16 protein-coding genes are annotated in these 17,172 nt (G+C 42.5%); 6 read left to right on the top strand and 10 right to left on the bottom strand.

Annotated elements, in window-relative coordinates; genetic code table 11:
- Nucleotides 1-3: 3 nt before the first annotated feature.
- The 3 genes from B1A85_RS02230 to B1A85_RS02220 all read right to left on the bottom strand — a co-directional run bounded on the left by B1A85_RS02230 (nucleotide 4) and on the right by B1A85_RS02220 (nucleotide 3,595).
- Entirely contained in the window at nucleotides 4-405 is a 402-nt protein-coding gene (locus tag B1A85_RS02230; RefSeq protein ID WP_104545292.1) for a hypothetical protein, read from the bottom strand.
- A gap of 15 nt (nucleotides 406-420) precedes the next feature.
- Nucleotides 421-1,836: an ammonium transporter gene (locus tag B1A85_RS02225; RefSeq protein WP_104545291.1), complete on the bottom strand. Its 1,416-nt coding sequence runs from the start codon at nucleotides 1,834-1,836 to the stop codon at nucleotides 421-423.
- A gap of 316 nt (nucleotides 1,837-2,152) precedes the next feature.
- The gene (locus B1A85_RS02220; RefSeq protein WP_104545290.1) at nucleotides 2,153-3,595 is read right to left on the bottom strand and encodes an acyl-CoA dehydrogenase family protein; all 1,443 of its coding nucleotides are present in this window, start codon (nucleotides 3,593-3,595) and stop codon (nucleotides 2,153-2,155) included.
- A 162-nt stretch (nucleotides 3,596-3,757) separates the two neighbouring features.
- On the opposite strand from B1A85_RS02220, the gene B1A85_RS02215 reads away from it, so the two are divergent.
- Genes B1A85_RS02215 through B1A85_RS02205 form a run of 3 tightly spaced genes read left to right on the top strand, consistent with a single transcriptional unit; the run spans nucleotide 3,758 to nucleotide 4,806 of the window.
- Nucleotides 3,758-4,219 (top strand): chemotaxis protein CheW, encoded by a 462-nt coding sequence (locus B1A85_RS02215; protein WP_104545289.1) that lies wholly within the window; start codon nucleotides 3,758-3,760, stop codon nucleotides 4,217-4,219.
- Nucleotides 4,155-4,331 (top strand): response regulator, encoded by a 177-nt coding sequence (locus tag B1A85_RS02210; RefSeq protein WP_104545288.1) that lies wholly within the window; start codon nucleotides 4,155-4,157, stop codon nucleotides 4,329-4,331. Before B1A85_RS02215 ends, B1A85_RS02210 begins: the two co-directional genes overlap by 65 nt.
- Nucleotides 4,332-4,350: 19 nt before the next feature.
- Nucleotides 4,351-4,806, top strand: a complete 456-nt coding sequence (locus tag B1A85_RS02205) for a chemotaxis protein CheW (protein ID WP_104545287.1) — start codon at nucleotides 4,351-4,353, stop codon at nucleotides 4,804-4,806.
- 126 nt (nucleotides 4,807-4,932) lie between these two features.
- Here the strand turns inward: B1A85_RS02205 and B1A85_RS02200 are convergent, their stop codons facing one another.
- The 4 genes from B1A85_RS02200 to B1A85_RS02185 form a co-directional block, all read right to left on the bottom strand.
- Nucleotides 4,933-6,246: an FMN-binding glutamate synthase family protein gene (locus tag B1A85_RS02200; protein WP_168192331.1), complete on the bottom strand. Its 1,314-nt coding sequence runs from the start codon at nucleotides 6,244-6,246 to the stop codon at nucleotides 4,933-4,935.
- 35 nt (nucleotides 6,247-6,281) lie between these two features.
- Nucleotides 6,282-6,983 carry a hypothetical protein gene (locus tag B1A85_RS02195; RefSeq protein WP_104545286.1) on the bottom strand — a complete coding sequence of 234 codons (702 nt, stop codon included), beginning with the start codon at nucleotides 6,981-6,983 and terminating at the stop codon, nucleotides 6,282-6,284.
- Nucleotides 6,984-7,046: 63 nt separating this feature from the next.
- Complete coding sequence (locus tag B1A85_RS02190) at nucleotides 7,047-7,982, bottom strand: amidophosphoribosyltransferase (RefSeq protein WP_104545285.1); 936 nt, start codon at nucleotides 7,980-7,982, stop codon at nucleotides 7,047-7,049.
- Nucleotides 7,983-8,192: 210 nt separating this feature from the next.
- Nucleotides 8,193-8,975, bottom strand: coding sequence for a GntR family transcriptional regulator (locus B1A85_RS02185; RefSeq protein ID WP_104545284.1), 783 nt, complete (start codon nucleotides 8,973-8,975; stop codon nucleotides 8,193-8,195).
- A gap of 159 nt (nucleotides 8,976-9,134) precedes the next feature.
- On the opposite strand from B1A85_RS02185, the gene B1A85_RS02180 reads away from it, so the two are divergent.
- The 3 genes from B1A85_RS02180 to B1A85_RS02170 all read left to right on the top strand — a co-directional run bounded on the left by B1A85_RS02180 (nucleotide 9,135) and on the right by B1A85_RS02170 (nucleotide 12,448).
- Entirely contained in the window at nucleotides 9,135-10,337 is a 1,203-nt protein-coding gene (locus B1A85_RS02180; RefSeq protein ID WP_104545283.1) for an FAD-binding oxidoreductase, read from the top strand.
- 283 nt (nucleotides 10,338-10,620) lie between these two features.
- On the top strand, nucleotides 10,621-10,968 hold the full coding sequence (locus B1A85_RS02175; protein WP_104545282.1) for an S-layer homology domain-containing protein: 348 nt from the start codon (nucleotides 10,621-10,623) through the stop codon (nucleotides 10,966-10,968).
- A gap of 61 nt (nucleotides 10,969-11,029) precedes the next feature.
- Entirely contained in the window at nucleotides 11,030-12,448 is a 1,419-nt protein-coding gene (locus B1A85_RS02170; protein ID WP_104545281.1) for a cytochrome P450, read from the top strand.
- Nucleotides 12,449-12,567: 119 nt separating this feature from the next.
- Here the strand turns inward: B1A85_RS02170 and B1A85_RS02165 are convergent, their stop codons facing one another.
- The 3 genes from B1A85_RS02165 to B1A85_RS02155 are packed head-to-tail and all read right to left on the bottom strand — an operon-like array spanning nucleotide 12,568 to nucleotide 16,861.
- Nucleotides 12,568-14,163, bottom strand: a complete 1,596-nt coding sequence (locus tag B1A85_RS02165) for an ATP-binding protein (protein WP_104545280.1) — start codon at nucleotides 14,161-14,163, stop codon at nucleotides 12,568-12,570.
- Nucleotides 14,164-14,165: 2 nt separating this feature from the next.
- On the bottom strand, nucleotides 14,166-14,618 hold the full coding sequence (locus tag B1A85_RS02160; protein ID WP_104545279.1) for a response regulator: 453 nt from the start codon (nucleotides 14,616-14,618) through the stop codon (nucleotides 14,166-14,168).
- The gene (locus B1A85_RS02155; protein WP_104545278.1) at nucleotides 14,615-16,861 is read right to left on the bottom strand and encodes an ATP-binding protein; all 2,247 of its coding nucleotides are present in this window, start codon (nucleotides 16,859-16,861) and stop codon (nucleotides 14,615-14,617) included. The genes B1A85_RS02160 and B1A85_RS02155 overlap by 4 nt, the downstream gene beginning before the upstream one ends.
- Between the last annotated feature and the right edge of the window lie 311 nt (nucleotides 16,862-17,172).

Genomic DNA, 17,172 nt, shown 5'->3' with positions numbered 1-17,172 from the left:
ACCTCATTGATACTTTCGCTTTCTTTGACGTTTTTGCGAATGACGTTGCAACCAGCTACCGGATGCAACCATACCTATTAAAGTTATTGGTAGTTGCCATTGCTGTTGTTTCGAGCTAATGACTCGCGATTCTCTTTTTGTAGGTTGATGAATTTTATCAACTGTAGAATTATATACGCCTCCTGCTAATGAAAAAGCGCTTGCCACAATTAAAAGGCTCAAAGCCACAGGATTTTTTGCTGGAGGTTTACCACTTTTAATTTTGTACGAAGCGTAGATAAACCATAAAAATAGAATACCACTAACAATCAGCAAAAAAGTAATCATTAATGGATTGTTACCAAAGGTGTAAATTGGTCCTTCAGCTTCAAGAAATTCTTTTGGGTTGCTAAACGGACTACTCATATTTTTCTTCCTTGTTTATTCTTGCATTCCTGGGTGTGGTTCTAATCTTCCTGTTACCGCTTCAGCGCGATTTTGGGCGGTGACTGTTGCTGTTGCCCAATTCATACTATATTCGGGATAGCCTTCTACGCCCAAGTCAGCAATGTCTAGTCCAGCAATTTCTTCGTCGCGAGGTACGCGCAAAAGACGCAGTTTCTTAAGGAGCCAGCTTGTAGCGTAACCTGGAATAAACCCTAAAACGATGACACAAATTAAGGTAGGAATTAATTGCCCAATAAAACCTGTGACGGGTACGCCTTCACCTTGAGGGTATCCAGTTGCTAAAACTCCTACTGCTAAACTTCCGAGTAACCCACAAAAGCCATGTACGCCAAAAGCACCCACTGCATCGTCAATCCCAAGTTTTTCAATAAATAAAGCCACTTTTGGCATCAAAAATGCCCCGAAGAAGGCTAAAACAATGACAACTGTGGGATGATATAAATCCATACCAGCACCAACGGAAATAATACCTGCAAGTCCTCCTGAAATTGTGAAAAAAGGATCGGCTTTAGAAGAAATATAAGCACCAATAATTCCCGCAGCTAGTGCTAGTGTTGTATTTACTCCAATCGAAGCTAAAGTCATTGGAGTTCCGTAGATTGTTGTTTCTCTGGTATAACCTGGTAGGAAAATTAAACACGCTGCTAAGAAGGCATAAAAGCCTACAAAAATCAGCATCAAACCTACCATTGTTAAGGGTAGATTATGCGGTAAAATTGGTCGCGGGTTTCCTCTTTCGTCGTATTTACCGATGCGAGGACCAAGATTAAGTAAGACGCCTAAAGTAAAGAATCCAGAAACACCGTGAACGACTGCTGAACAGCCAAAATCGTGGTAGCCAAACGCGGTATAAAACCAACCGAATGGATTCCATCCCCACGCCGCAGCAACTACCCAGGTAAACGAGCCGAGAACAATTGACATAATAATATATGCGCCAATTTTAACTCGTTCGATTAAAGCTCCTGAAAGAATTGAAGCTGTAGTCATTGCAAATAAGGCAAAGGCAAAAAAGAAAACTCCGGTTAGATGATCGGCTGTGTTGGGTGCTAAGGCAGGCGACCAAGGATAAGATGTTTCTACAACTGCCATTGCTGCTTTTACAGTTTCATTTGTGGCGGGATTTGTCCAGGGACCAAGGATTCCGCCACTCACAGGAAATAGAGGAAAAGCGTTATAAACCCACCAACCAAAAAAGAAAAATGCCAGCCCTACACTAGAAAGGGTTAGTAAGTTTTTTACCATCGTAGCGAGAACGTTTTTTGTGCGCGATGCACCGCCTTCGTAGGCAAGAAAACCCGCATGAATGAGTAACATGAATACAGAGGCATAGAAGTAGTAGCTCTCTGAAATAAAGGTTCCTAAAAATTCTTGTGCTTCAGCATTCATGAGTAATGCCTATTTAAGTTCATACTTGCGATAGATTTGTTATTACAAGTTTGCGGCTACTCTTGGCGAGAGTTTGTAATCAGTGTTACCGATAAGGATTTTTGATAAGGAAAGTAAGGTAAGCGTCTTGCTTGTACATAAGATAGAAAGGGTTAACGAATCCCTCCAGATACAGAGAGCATAGACAATGGCTCTAGAGAGTGAAAGCGTTAACTTTGATAGTTTTAAATCCGCTTAATAAATTTGATTTGCAAGTCAGTACAGAAAGCTTAAAACTTTTTTTCTTCTGCACTTCGATTGCCTTTTCTAGCTATCTTTAACTAGATGTAATAGTAGTTTCTTGAAGAACTTTAGGAGAATTTTTGGCTTCTTCTGCGGCTACTTGGGCAAGTAAGGTTGCAGCAAGTTGTTTTTTATCTTCAAGGTTTAATTTATTAATTTCGTTGTGTAATACACGCTCGTTAGCGCGTTGATTCCAATAGTCGAGCGAGTCGATTCCTAATAATGCTAATTTACCAACAAATTGCCTGAGAACTTCGTTCGTTGGTCCCATCACCCATCCGGCTTTACCATCGCGCAAATAGCGCTCAATTCCTAGTTCTTTTTTGAAACCTGTACCACCGCAAGCATGCAGCATTTTGTCACAAACATGAGCGACGTTTTTAGCAGCAATAAATTTAATTTGCCAGTACCAATGCAAGTAGGCAGAACGCGGCATTGCGGTAGGATCTTGATGAATTGACCAATCGCATTGATTTGTAATATCATCCATCAGCTTGGCGATAGAAAATACGAAGTTGCGGGAAGCATTTGTTTCCATAATCGCTTCGCCAACGTAATCTTGAATTGTCGGATAATCTGCAACGCGCATTCCTACATCTACGTGTTTTTTCTGTGTTGTGTGGCGTTTGGCAATATCGATCGCACCGAGGGCAATTCCATTCCAACAGGCGGAGGAACACAACAAAAAGAACGGATCGACAGTTTCGTCGTTGGAAGCCGCACCGTCGCCTGGGAAACCTACCATTCTTGCAGCAGGTATGGTAACGTTATCGACAAGTAGCGTACCAGATTGATTGCCGCGTAAACCTAAAGCATCCCATTGGGCAGGGTTGGCTTTAACTTCGTTTGCGTAAACGAGAAAACACGATAAGTCAGAGTAATTACCGTTGAATTCGGGGCTAGTGGTTTGCACAATATACCAATCGGCAAATCCGGCTGAGGTTGTCCAGGAAGCATTTTTTGTGATTTGCCAACCTGCTGCTACTTTCTCGGCTTTTGAAGAAACAGGATACCAAAAGTGCGAACCCGTTTCGGGATCGGAGTAGGATAAGGTACCAATGAATACGTCCCGATCTAGACGCTGCAAGACTCGTTGTAATTCAGGATTGCGTTCCGCCCGAAATAACGCTGCGGCTGTTGCGCCTAAGTGCATTGTGTAGCACATCGCCGTACTCGGACAACCATAACGAGCGATCGCTTCTACCACCATCGCCGCACAAGTATGATTTTCACCCAAACCACCCCACTTTTGGGGAACTAATAAACCGAGTAATCCTAAGGAGGCTAAAGCTTCAAAGTTCTGGCGCGGATAAACGCAATTTTCATCGGATTCTACCGCATTTGGGCGTAGTGTTGTTGCACACAAGTCGATAATTTTTGCTTGTAGTTCTTGTTGCGCTGGCGTTAATACCCACTGCGGATCGAAGTTATAATCCAATCCCCAAAATGCTTGCGAACCCCAAGATTTTGTTGTCATAGTATAAATTCTGGTGCTTCAGCATTACGAGCATGTTATTACAAGTGTGTGCTTGGTACTTGTGATTTTTTGTAGCTAATGTTACTAAAGAGCATAAGGGTTGGAATTAACCTCATGCCCTGCGACTTCCTGTGATTTGCAAGTATTTATGCAAAAGGCATAGTGAACGGCGATCGCCCTGTGCAGATGATAACGCAACATCAATACCCGCAAGCAGCTATGCTTTATCCTTTAGATTCTGTTGAACAAATCTTAATTCCGCACGCCGATCAAATACAGCAACGTCACGGATTAACGCTTTTAAAGCTGGGTGCTGAGAAAAAGCCAGTTTTGCTGTGTCAGATGCAACAAATTCTTCAGTACCATTCACCTATTACCGCATCCTTAAGTCCACAGCCACGACAAATAGATATGTCACCTGTCGTTGTTTTATCTTACCAAGATAAGCTTTTGGGTTTACAGGTAAAGCAAGTGATTGGAAAGCAAGAGTTAGTCATTCGACCCTTAGAGTCAACGATCGTACCGCCTAGCTACATTTATGGTAGTAGCGTCTTAGCCGATGGCAAATCGTCAACAACATCCACAAATTGCTCGAATTCCTGTTATTATTCTCACGGTCAATAATGACGATAAGCTGCGTCCAATCGCTTTCGAACTAGGAGTTACAGCTTATATGAATAAGCCTTATTCGGCTGAAGAAATGTTGACAAAAATAGCAAGTTTACTGGAAGAATAATCGATACTCTTACTTATGTATGCAATCTACATCAAAATTTGTCGTTTTCCAAATTGCTAACTATTTATTAGCCTTACCAGCCCACTCGATTGTCAAAGTCATTTACACTCCCTTATCAGAAAAAAATATTCATACAGGGTTAGTTCATACAGCGAAATATACGATTACGTTATTAAACTTGCAGGAGAAGTTAATTTCTGATAGAAACTCTCAAGATACGTACAATTTTATAATTATTACTCAATCTAAAATAAAAGAATTAATAGCAATTTCTGTCAAAGAACCACCCGATTTTCTGGAACTAGCCGATGAAAATATTCGAGCTTTACCTCACTCTTATCCTCGCAAAACGTTATTGCAGTTATCAGCAAATATAGGTGTTCTTGCCAAAGCAAATATCACCACTGTTTTTATTCTGGATGTTGATAAAATTCAGCACTCATTTGCTGAGATAGATAATCAAGAACTTGCTTAAAATTAAGTTTTGCAACTCGACTACTATAGCAAAGGTCATAGTTTGTAATTTGTAATCAGGGAAGATGTATAAGGTATAGGCTTTGAGTTTTTTAGTTACATTAGCATGATTTCTCCTCTGCCCTTCTTACTGCCCCATAATAAAATCAGTACCAGCGAGTGGTAACTTTGCCATTGCCGAGGCTTCTAATGTCAGCGCAACTAAGTCTTCGCGTTCGAGGTTGTGGACGTCAGATTTACCGCAAGCGCGGGCTAAACTTTGCACTTCCATCACGAGAGATTGCAAGTAATTAGCAACATACGTTGTCGCTTCGTCGATTGGCAATCGCTGCATCAACTCTGCATCTTGCGTTGTGATGCCAACAGGACACATTCCGGTATGGCAATGATGACAGTGATACGGTTCTGTGCCTAATTTGTGGTAATCTTCTATATATACAGGTTTATTACACCCCATCGCAATTAAAGTTGCAGTTCCTAAACTCACAGCATCTGCCCCTAGAGCTAAAGCTTTAGCCACGTCAGGTCCTGAACGAATACCACCAGAGATGACAAGTTGTACTTCGCCATAAACGCCAATTTCTTGTAAGGCTTCGACGGCTTGTACTAGTGCGGGAAGCGTAGGAATTCCAGTGTGTTCTTGAAAAATGCTTTGCGTTGCGGCGGTTCCACCTTCCATCCCATCCAAGACGATCGCATCTGCACCCGCTTTAACCGCAAGTTTGACGTCATCTTTGACGCGGGTAGCACCCATTTTGACGTAAATGGGAATTTCCCAATCAGTGGCTTCGCGCAATTCTTCTATTTTTATTCTCAAGTCATCAGGACCAATCCAATCAGGGTGACGACACGGCGATCGCTGATCGACACCTTCGGGTAATGTCCGCATTCCGGCGACGACTTTATTTACTTTTTGCCCTAGTAATAAACCACCGCCACCAGGTTTTGCCCCTTGTCCAACGACTATTTCAATCGCATCAGCTTTTTTCAAATCGGTTGGGTTGAATCCATAACGCGAGGGTAGGCATTGATAAACTAACTTAGACGATGCTTCGCGTTCGGCGGGTAACATCCCACCATCACCTGTTGTTGTCGAGGTTCCGAGTAAGGTTGCAGCGCGTCCTAGTGCCACTTTAGCATTGTAAGAAAGTGCCCCGAAGCTCATCCCTGCAATTGTAATCGGGATTTCTAACTCCATTGGGCGTTTAGCATAGCGCGTACCAATGAATGTTTTCGTTGTGCATTTCTCGCGGTAGCCTTCGAGGGGAAGTCGTGTAAGGGAAGTCGTGAGAAAAACGAGGTCGTCAAAGCGGGGAACATTCCGCAGCGCCCCATACCCGCGAATGATATAGCGCCCTAATTCTGCACGTTCTTGAATCGCCGCGATCGCTTCTGGCGTGTACGTACTACTTGTTTTTAATACCTGTTTTTCGCTATCCATTACTTTATTCTTTCCTCTTTTTCAGGCACTAATCCTTAATAATTCGCCCAGTCTTTCGCTTTGAAGTGATACAGTTGTTTCGCACAAATGACTTTCTTAAAGTTATAGTCTCTAGCACTAATGTTGAGTGCTGCTAGTTCTTGTTCTAAGAGTTGCCAGTCAGTATCATTCATTGGTTCGAGTTTGGCGTCTGCACCTAATGAGTTGATGTCTCCGCCGACGAAAATAGTACCGTCGTAAATGGAATCGGCTAAATTTGCTCCTGCATTACCGCAAACAATTATGCATCCTTGCTGCATCATAAATGCCGCACCGTAGCCGACATTACCAGTCACAATCAGTGTTGCACCTTTGAGCGAAATTCCGGCGCGGGGACCAGCATTGCCAAAAATGCAAATTTTCCCTCCGTGGGCAGATGCGGCGGCGTTGGCGGAAGCGTTGCCGTAAATGGCGATCGTACCACTCATCAGGTTCTCACCGACTGACCAACCACAGTCACCGAAAATTTCGATGTTGATATTCTCGCTTAATCCGCCACAGTAGTATCCCACAGGTCCAGCGATGGCGATCGCAATTTGTTGCGTAATGCCGACAGCGAGGTTGTGTCTTCCTGCGGGGTTGAGGAGTTTGACTGCGGGGATGTTTTCGGATGCTAAGGCTTTGAGTTTTTGATTGATTTCGCGGGTGGTGAGGTTGGCGCAGTCGATGAGGGTTTGTTGAGGGATTGTTTGGTGCATATGGGGTTAGGGGACGAACCACAAAGGCGCAAAGGACGCAAAGGAAAAATTTTTAATAAGGTTTTATACGAGTTCTAGGTGTGGCGTTGGTTGATTGGTGGTTAACCAAATTTTGATTTCTCCGGCGTCGGGTTCGGAGATTTTGGCGTTGGGGTTGTAGTGGGGGAGGTTGAGAAAGCAGCGGTATTCGGAGGCGATCGCAACTATTTCTGGGGTTTCGTAGATGACTGCTGGTTTAGCAGCGAATTTGTCGCGGACGAGTGCAATTTTATCAGTGGTGGCGACGAGAAAGGTGTATGTACCATCGATATCGTTGAGGAGATTTTGCAGGGCTTGTTCTAAAGAGAAGCCTTGCAGGAGTTGGTAGCGGATGTAGTGGGCGATCGCTTCGGAATCGTTGTCGGTTTCAAAAACGATGCCTTTTTTTTCTAAGGTAAATCGCAGTTTGTAGTAATTAGAAATCTGTCCGTTATGCACAATGCACAAATCGGGCGCTGCGGTGAAGGGATGCGAGTGATACGTATCGACGATTGATTCGGTTGCCATGCGCGTGTGTCCGATTCCATGACTTCCGGTAAAGTTGTTTAATTGATACTTCTGAAATAAATTTTCTGCTGTGCCTACTTCTTTATATATTTCTAATAGCTGCCCTGTACTCATCAAATGTACTTGAGGAAAAGCCGTTGCTAAGCGTTGCTTAATTTGTGTTAAATCTAAAGGCTGATCTGTAGTATCTAAAATGAGTCGCCTACCGTTTGCGATCGCATCACATTTAATAACTTTAGTTTGATTTTCCCACCATTGTTTTACTTCTTCCCAAGAGACATCTGCCGCAGCAAATAACAAAATTTTTAGTTGCTGTGTTGCCGATCCATAAACTCCTATTCCACACGAATCCGGTCCTCGTGTTTCTAGTGGTTGAATTAATCTTAGTAAATCGTTACCTAAGTTCTTGTATAGTTCAGGTTGTCGATAAATAATTCCCGCTATACCACACACAATCTATCCCTCCCGCAGCCTAAAGCTAATCATCACTTGATATATAGCAACCTCAAATAATTTATAAAAATCTCTCTAACTATCTTTCCTTCGCGTACTTTGCGTGCTTTGTGGTTTATTTCAAAAAAAACACCTCAAATTACGATTGCGATAGCCTGGTACATTTTATCTTGTTATAACAAGAATAAATGCCGAAAACTGTGTCTAAAATTACCGATTTTCTGGGGTTTCCTTCCCAGCCTGAACAGTAGTATTCTGCTTAGTTAACGTTACCGAATAGCATAAAGTATCAGCGCGCGAAAGCGTCTCACCACAAATTACGGGTTTATCTCCTGTTGTATAAGCCACGTAACGATTCACAAGCAACGGCGCACCCAGGGGGATGTCTAAAAATTCGCTAACTTCATGCGTCGCATGCGTGCATTCTACGATCGTTTCCACGCGTTCAATCGATACACCATTACTATCGAGTGTCGGGTAAATTAAGCTCGATTGTAGTTCGGTAGCAAATGTTTTACCCAAATCAAACGGAATATAAGTAATGTCTACAGCCACAGGATTTCGATCCGCGAGAATGATCTTTTTCTGGCAGTAAACTTGTGGTGTACCCTCCTCTAGCTGTAACTGCTTGCATACCTTGGGTGAAGGCGCAACGATATCAAAACTGAGGCTGCGAATGCTAGCGGTAGAACCTTGACGCGCCATGTCTTCATCAAAGAAGATCAGCGGATTTGATAGCGATCGCGTCACCTTCTTGCGGTCTTTCACAAAAACTCCCTTACCGCGATGCGAAATCACTAACCCTTGATTAACTAAATTAGCGATCGCGCGGCGCACAGTAATTCGACTCACGTTAAATTGCAACATTAACTGATGTTCGCTTGGTAGTTGCTCTCCTGGTGAGTATTCATCGCTCAAAATTTGCTCGCGCAGCTTTTCTGAAATTGCTAAATGTAAGGGAAGGTTGGAATTAACTGCTACTATCGATGTCATCGAAAATATCCGAGAGCCTTTCTTTTATTGTGTCACGTATCGCTTTTGCTATGGCTCTAGATAAATTTAAACATACTTGTTATAATAAGTTTTTTTTACCTCTAGGTCGGGTAACATTCATCACCAATTACCTCTAGACGTTCATTAGGAGAATTCTGAATGGTTGAGACAGCAGATATTGTTGTAGTTGGTGGGGGGTGTATTGGCGCATCAATTGCGTTACACTTAGCACAAAATCACGCGGGTAAGATAGTTCTACTAGAACAAAAAGAACTCGCAAACGGTGCATCGGGTAAAGGTATCGGGATTATCCGCACGCACTACACGCATCCTGCGTTAGCAGAATTAGCCTATCTGTCTCAACAGCGATTTCACAATTTTAAAGAACTTTATGGCGGTTACGACAGTGGCTTTCATCCTTGCGGTTACTTCGTGTTAGTCGGAGAATCTGACGTCGCCACGCTCAAATCTGTCGTGCAAATGCATCAATCAATGAATATCAAGGTCGATCTGATTGACTTACCGCAAGTGCAAGCACGAGTTCCTCACCTTAATCTCGATGATGTCGCGGCTGTAGCGTATGAACCACACTCAGGTTATGGTAGCCCACCACAAACAACGCTAGCGTTTGCCCAACGCGCCGCAGATTTGGGGGTAGAAGTGCTGACGCAAACACCTGTTAAAGATATCGAGTTAGATGCAGCTGGAAAGATACATGGTGTTGTCACTACGAAAGGTGCGATCGCTACGCGCACTGTTGTAGATTGTGTCGGTCCTTGGGCACGAAAATTTACGCAAAACTTGGGCTTAGAATTTCCTGTCAATCCGGTTGTGGAACACGTTGTTGTTGTCGAAAGACCAGTCGAATTTTCGCAAAATCATCCTGTGGTGTCTGATTTAGTGAATCTCTGCTATTCGCGCTCAGATCCACAGCAACCTTACACGCGAATTGGCAATTCTGACCCTAAATATCATCCACAGTTTATGTTACCAGACGCTGATGATTTTCACGGGCAAATTTATCCGCAAATTACTGAAGAATTACATCTAAAACTGATTCAACGCTATCCTATTCTCGAAAAAGGCAAGGTTGTTGAAAAGTATTCGGGTATCTGGGGCGTTACGCCCGATTATCAACCAATTATCGACCGTCTTGAGCATATTCCAGGCTTATACTGTGCCGTTGGATTTAGCGGTCACGGCTACAAACTTAGTCCAATTATTGGAGAAGTGATGAGTCAATTTATTCTCGGCGATCGCACCTCGATTGATAAGTTAAATCTCTTTCGCTTCCGTCGTTTTCAAGAAAATGACTTGGTCGTTTCACCCGTTAGTTATGGGCAAGCAAAAGGTTTGCGATGAAAAGAGGGAAGAGTACTTGCAAAACTTGCCGTTTCACCATATACTGTTTTTAGTATAATGGGAATATAAGCAAAAATTTTAAAGCTGCTTAGATTTCCATTATAAAAAAATGATAGCAGAAATTTTCTTCAACTTAAATGGGTAATCCCTCCTAATCACAGCGGAAACATTCTAAAGTATCTCAACGTTGAGAAGAATAGTGGTAGTAAAGGACGTTGCAAAATATAAGTAAGAGGTAAAAAGGTCAAAGCCACTATCCAGCACGACTTAAAAGATTAAAACAATGTCCAAGCTCTTAAAAACCCTAATAAAAGGCGCGATCGCAACTCCCCTGATGGCGGCAAGTTTATATACATCCGCTGTAGCGCAAACGCCAAGTACCCCACCAGTCCCAAACAACGAGCAACCAGGTTGCCTTGCAGGGTATCCTGACGGAACGTTTCGCGGCGATCGCCCAGTGACGCGCTACGAATTTGCAGCAGGATTAAACGCTTGCCTAGACCGTGTAAATCAACTGTTACCTAACCGCGAAAACTTAGCAACACGAGCTGAATTTGAAGCCTTAATTCAACGCCAACGCGAACTCAACGCCGAAATTCGCGAACTCAACGGTAGAGTGAGTGGTGAGTGATGTAAACAAACACTATTTCTCCTCTGCACCTCTACTTCCTCAGCTTCTTCTACTCCATGTTATGGATAACCAAAAACTTCCCGACGGTCCAAGTCCCTCCTTCATACAGCGTAGAATCAATATGCTGCGGTGGATTTTCAATCCGCTAGCAATAGTTGAAAAACGCTATCAGCAGTACGGCGATATTTATGTAGTTGCCAAGAACGTCTCACCGCTCGTTGTTTACATCAGCAACCCTGAAGCACTCCAGCAAATTTTTAGCGCGCCTGCGGGAACATTTGATAGTAGTGGTGCAAACCGCGTTTTATTACCACTGCTTGGCGATCGCTCGTTAATTTTACTCGATGGAGTGGCGCATCAACGCCAGCGCAAGTTATTAATGCCACCTTTTCACGGCGATCGCTTAAAAGCGTATGGCGAGATTATTCGCGAGATAACGCAACAAGTCATTAGCCGCTGGGAAGTGGGTAAACCTTTCAACGTGCGTGCGTCGATGCAAGAAATTTCCTTGCGCGTGATTTTGAGTGCGGTGTTTGGCTTAGATCAAGGCGATCGCTTTGAGGAACTGAGAAAGCTTTTGACACGGCTATTAGACGCGGTAGGTTCTCCGATGAGTTCGATGCTGCTGTTTTTCCCGTCGCTACAAAAAGATTGGGGAGTATGGAGTCCCTGGGGGCGTTTTTTGAACTTGCGATCGCAAATCGACCAATTAATCTACGCTGAAATTGCCGCCCGTCGAGCAGCGGACGTGCAAGGCGATGACATTCTTAGTTTACTCTTACAAGCACGCGACGAAAATGGTCAACCAATGACCGATCGAGAATTGCGTGACGAACTTGTAACGTTACTTTTTGCCGGACATGAAACGACAGCTTCGGCGTTATCGTGGGCATTGTACTGGATTGATAAGTTACCTGAAGTCCGCGAGAAGTTATTGCAAGAACTCGACACGCTTCCACCCAACGCCGATCCTAGTGTAGTTGTGCGGCTACAGTATTTAAATGCGGTTTGTTGCGAAACTTTGCGCATTTACCCAATAGCGATTAATACGTTTCCGCGCGTTGTGCGATCGCCAATCGAGATTATGGGCTACCACTTTGAACCTGGTACGCTGTTGCTTCCCTCAGTTTATCTCGTGCATCACCGCGAAGATCTCTATCCCGAACCGAAGCGTTTCAAACCCGAACGTTTTATAGAAAGACAGTTTTCGCCTTATGAATACTTACCGTTTGGTGGTGGGAATCGTCGTTGTATTGGACTAGCGTTTGCCCAGTTTGAGATGAAATTAGTTTTGGCAACAATTCTAACGCAATACGACTTGCAACTTGCAACGAAAACACCAATTAAACCGACTCGTCGAGGACCTACGGTTGCGCCTTCAGGAAATTTGCGCATGGTTGTGAAGCAAGTGCGGGTGCAGAGGAGCGGAGGGGCAGAGGAGCAGGGGAGCAGAGGAGAAATTGTTGGTATTTCTCATTAAGTTAGTAATATCTCTCCGGCTAAATAACCAAGTAGTTAGTTGCTAGTGACTAGTCACCCTTCACCTTTACTGAGCATTTTTGTGGACTCTAATCAAGCGAGTTTGATATAAAACAATGCTTAAATTATGGACAGACAATTTGATGTGGTTTGAGTTTGAAGGATGTTTGTTTTTGGAAATTCGATTGTAAAGGTTGAGCCTTGGTTAACGCCAGGACTTTCGACCTTGACGGAGCCACCATGAAGTTGCACAATGTGATCGACAATCGCCAGTCCTAACCCTAATCCACCGTGTCGTGTTGAGTCGGCTTGCCGAAATCGCTCAAAGACGTGCGGTAGAAAATCAGGGCTAATTCCTTGCCCAGTATCGCTGACGGTAATTTGAATGGCGCGATCGCTACACTCTAATTTGACTTGAACGCGTCCTTGATGTGGTGTAAACTTAACAGCATTTGATAGTAAGTTCCAGAACACTTGCTGCAAGCGAGTTGCATCACCGTAGAAGAGTACCGATGGAGTTACGGCATCGTATTGGTTTTGATGTGGTACGATTGTCAATTCAACTTGAATTGCTTTCGCTTCCGCTAGTGGATGTACAGTATCGATTGCAGATTGCAGTATAACGACCAAGTCTACGCATTGCATATTTAAGTGCAGCTTACCAGAAACAATGCACGATACATCGAGTAAATCGTCGATCAGTTGCTTTTGTAACCTGACGTTGCGTTCAATTGTTTCGTAAGCGCGGGAAATTTGCTCTTCTGTTAACTTGTGTGCTTGCAGTAGCTGTGCGTACATCAAGATCGCTGTTAGGGGGTTACGCAACTCGTGCGAAACCATGGCTAGAAAAACATCTTTGGAGTGGTTGGCGGCTTCTGCTGCACTACGGGCGAGTTGTTCTTGCAAGAGTAATTGCGCGCGTTCTTCTTCTAAGCACTTGCGGTCTGTAATATCGCGCCAGGCGATCGCAAAACCATCACCGAGTTGTGTCACGCGGATATCCAAGGCTTTGCGAATCTGCGGTCGCTCTTCATCTGTATACAAAAGAACTTCTTTTGCTAAGGGTTTGCCTGTTTTCACCACTTGGCAAATTTCGTCAAACAACCCTGCTTGAGAAAATAGCGGTAGCTTTAAAAGTGAGGTGCCAATTTGTTCGGCGGCGTTCATCTTGCTGAACGCGCAAGCGGCGGCATTGACATATTCAATCGTAAAATCTACAATTTCACCAGTATCATTGCGGATACTCTTGCAAATTCCAAAGCAGTCGAGCATCGTTTCCACCGAAGTTTGAAATCGCTGTTCGCTTTGCGCAAGTAAGTTTTGCAGGTGCGTGCGTTTAATCGCGTTATGAATGGCAATCCGCAAGCTTTCTGCGGTTGTTTCTCCCTTAACTAAGTAGTCTAATGCACCGCTTTTCATAGCTTGGACGGCGACCGCTTCATTCCCTTGACCGGTTAGCATAATTACAGGTAAGTTGGTCTTACCCGTTTGCAACTGCAAATGACTTAAAAACTCCAACCCATTGATATCGGGTAGCAAGAAATCTAATAAAATGACATCGGGCTGAACTAAGTTGCACAATTCTAAGCCGTTTTCGCCATATTCTTCGCCAAAAATTTCGTATTTATACGTCTCATCTTTGAGTAAATAGCGGCGATAAGTATCTCGATCTTCTTGACAATCGTCAATAATTACAATTGTCCGTTTTTGTACCATAATTATCCTCTTACTGAGTTAGGAAGAATGACTGCTTCAAACCAGTAATCGATTAAAACTTGGACAGTTCGCATCAATTTTTTGATATCAATTGGTTTAATAATATAACCATTAACTCCATAGCGATAACAGATTTCAATATCTTTCGGATTAGAAGAAGTTGTAAAAACCACAACCGGAATCATCTTGAGTTCTTCGTCTTGTTTAATTTGTTCTAAAACTTCTCTTCCATCAGTTCCTGGTAGATTCAGATCGAGAAGAATAATTGCTGGGCGCGGTGCTTTTGTTAAGTCGCTATATTGTCCTTTATGACGTAGAAAATCTAAAGCTTCATCCCCATCAACACATCGATAGATAGTGTTTGTAATTGATGCTTTGCGGAGAATACGTTCAAACGCCGCAAAATCTTCATCACTATCTTCAATTAAGAGTAATGGTTGAGTTGATCCTGTCATTGACTCACCCTCACACTTGGCAAGGTGAAATAGAAAGTACTTCCTTCTCCGTAGGTTGATTCTACCCAAATTTTGCCATGATGACGTTCTACAATTTTTTTAGCGATTGTTAACCCTGCACCGGTACCACCTCCATATTTATTGAGTGGATGTAAGCGTTTAAAGATCCGAAAAATTGCATCAAAATGTTTTTCTTTAATCCCGATTCCGTTATCTTTTACATACAAAGTTATTGATTCTGGCTGAGTTGGTGGGGAGTCTAAAAAGCCAATTTCTACTATTTTATCAGGTTTATTGTTATATTTGATAGCATTGCTAATTAAGTTACTAAAGACTTCGCTCATCTGAACTGGATCGCAGTAAACTGATGGTAAAGGTCGCGGAATACGGATATCAACCGCAGTTTCTTTTAAGCTAATATTAAGAATATCAATAACACCGTTAACTAATTCATTCAAATCTGTCTTGCGTAGCGCTAATTCTACGCGCCCTAAGCGCGAAAAATGAAGGAGGGAATTGATCAAGTCTTCCATTCGCTGCGTTAAGCGCACGAGAGTTTGTAGTTTTGAAACTCCTTCGGCTTCAAGAACATCTGCGTAATCTTCGATCAAAAAGTTTGAGTAGTTATGAATTCCCCGCAGCGGTTCTTTAAGATCGTGCGAAGCAATGTAAGCAAATGCATCAAGTTCGCTATTACTGCGGGCTAATTCCATATTAATTCGTGCGAGTTCATCCGCTTTACGCAAAACAATTCCTACGATCGCACTCCGCAATTCTAGGACAGCATCAATCTCGCATTGTTTCCAGGGTAACGACTGCGATCGCACAGTTTCTTGCCAAAGCTCAAACGATTTACGCGGCGATAACTCAAAGTTTCCGTACGGATCGCCACCCCAGTTGACTGTCTGAATGACTTCAGGGCGAAACCACAAAACATAATTTTTTTGCATCTGCGAAATGGATAAAACAATCAAACCACTTGCAACTTCTTTAAACTTCTCCGCTATTGGATAGTGCTTGGGCAAACAATCGGTGTAAAAAATATCGTTATCAATCTTTGTTTCTACCCATTCAATTAAATGATAAATATCGCTCTTACTAGGCGTTTTACCTGCAACGGATAGATCGCCATTCGTACAAATTGCAACGCCTTGCGCATCCACTAATTTGAGTAAATTCGCTTTGTCCTTAACTAAACCATCCATGAAGTTTTCTGTTAAGGGCATTGCTTCAATAAATTTTGTTTGAATTGATTTTAAGCGAATTTTGTAGTCTAGATTTTCATTTTCTTCCTTATTTGCTAATTCTAAAGACATCACTTGTCCTAAAAACTCACACGCCGTCCGAACTTCATACGAGACATACTTGGGAGAATAATGGTGACAAGCAATCAATCCCCATAATTTTTTATCTTTATTCAATGAAATCGACATCGAAGCCGTAACGCCCATATTTCTGAGGTACTCTAAATGACATGGGGAAACACTTCGTAAAACTGCGTAACTGAGGTCGAGAGGTTGGTTTGTAATTGGATTTTGTAGAGGAACTAATTCTTTTGGCTGTGCGTTGATATCAGGAATCAACCGCAAGCGATTGAGCATATACAATTTTTTTGCTTGGTCAGGAATATCCGTAGCAGGATAGTGTAAACCCAAGTAAGAAGTTAAATCTTCGCGTTTTTGTTCTGCAACAACTTTCCCAGCTTGTTTGCCATCAAACTGATAGATCATCACGCGGTCAAAGCCTGTCAATTTTTGTACTTCTTGCGTGATGCTTTGACACATTTCTAATAGCGTTGGTGCCTTTTGCATTTTGGCGATCGCACCCTTAACTAAATGATAAAACCTAATAAAATCTCTGTCCTCTTGCGTCAACTTAGGTTCTAGTTCTAGAATGAGAATCTCACCGCATCGATGCAGAATGCCATCAAAATTTTTAATGTTATTACTTATAGCGAGTGAAAGCTTTATCGGATTAACACTTTCAAAATCTTTCACTAAGCATCCTTCAATAAAATGCAATTCTGTAGGAGACAATAAATCTTTTAAGCTTCGATTGAGCAATGCTTGCGGATGAAAACCAAGTAATTCAAATGTATTATTGCTAACTTGAATAATTTCTAACTGAGGTTCTTTGAGCGCAAAAAGTAGACCGTGCGGTTGAATCGCTCCCGAAAGGTGAAGAAATTCTTTATCATATGTTGTTAGTATTGGTTGAACTACGATCTCTTCACTTTGACTCATCGCTTTCCTTTGATAGAAATTGCAATTTTATTCTGATGCAAAAAACAAAATAAAAATAGTAGATAAAAATGGCTAATACGTCAGAGGTGTTTTGAGGATGGAACAATCTAGCTAAAATTGTAACTATTTTTGAATTATTTCAACTATTGACCTGAGTAATGTTTCGATATTTTAAGGAGTTTATAGATTTAAAAAGAATGGATTTCACTATAAAAGCTATTCAAAGCTACTTCAGTACCATTACTAATGATTTATGACCGAGCATTGCAATTCATGAGCTTAAAATTTCCTTATAAAACTAAAGTAATCTT

The sequence above is a fragment of the Chroococcidiopsis sp. TS-821 genome, from assembly GCF_002939305.1.
GTDB lineage: Bacteria > Cyanobacteriota > Cyanobacteriia > Cyanobacteriales > Chroococcidiopsidaceae > Chroogloeocystis.
The sequence above is the reverse complement of the archived record's forward strand: the minus strand, read 5'-3'. Positions and strand labels throughout refer to the sequence as shown.

Excerpts from the sequence above, each read along its gene's own strand:
- B1A85_RS02230 (WP_104545292.1), bottom strand. The coding sequence starts at position 405 with ATGAGTAGTCCGTTTAGCAACCCAAAAGAATTTCTTGAAGCTGAAGGA.
- B1A85_RS02225 (WP_104545291.1), bottom strand. The coding sequence starts at position 1,836 with ATGAATGCTGAAGCACAAGAATTTTTAGGAACCTTTATTTCAGAGAGC.
- B1A85_RS02220 (WP_104545290.1), bottom strand. The coding sequence starts at position 3,595 with ATGACAACAAAATCTTGGGGTTCGCAAGCATTTTGGGGATTGGATTAT.
- B1A85_RS02210 (WP_104545288.1), top strand. The coding sequence starts at position 4,155 with ATGGCAAATCGTCAACAACATCCACAAATTGCTCGAATTCCTGTTATT.
- B1A85_RS02205 (WP_104545287.1), top strand. The coding sequence starts at position 4,351 with ATGCAATCTACATCAAAATTTGTCGTTTTCCAAATTGCTAACTATTTA.
- B1A85_RS02200 (WP_168192331.1), bottom strand. The coding sequence starts at position 6,246 with ATGGATAGCGAAAAACAGGTATTAAAAACAAGTAGTACGTACACGCCA.
- B1A85_RS02195 (WP_104545286.1), bottom strand. The coding sequence starts at position 6,983 with ATGCACCAAACAATCCCTCAACAAACCCTCATCGACTGCGCCAACCTC.
- B1A85_RS02185 (WP_104545284.1), bottom strand. The coding sequence starts at position 8,975 with ATGACATCGATAGTAGCAGTTAATTCCAACCTTCCCTTACATTTAGCA.
- B1A85_RS02180 (WP_104545283.1), top strand. The coding sequence starts at position 9,135 with ATGGTTGAGACAGCAGATATTGTTGTAGTTGGTGGGGGGTGTATTGGC.
- B1A85_RS02175 (WP_104545282.1), top strand. The coding sequence starts at position 10,621 with ATGTCCAAGCTCTTAAAAACCCTAATAAAAGGCGCGATCGCAACTCCC.
- B1A85_RS02170 (WP_104545281.1), top strand. The coding sequence starts at position 11,030 with ATGGATAACCAAAAACTTCCCGACGGTCCAAGTCCCTCCTTCATACAG.
- B1A85_RS02165 (WP_104545280.1), bottom strand. The coding sequence starts at position 14,163 with ATGGTACAAAAACGGACAATTGTAATTATTGACGATTGTCAAGAAGAT.
- B1A85_RS02160 (WP_104545279.1), bottom strand. The coding sequence starts at position 14,618 with ATGACAGGATCAACTCAACCATTACTCTTAATTGAAGATAGTGATGAA.
- B1A85_RS02155 (WP_104545278.1), bottom strand. The coding sequence starts at position 16,861 with ATGAGTCAAAGTGAAGAGATCGTAGTTCAACCAATACTAACAACATAT.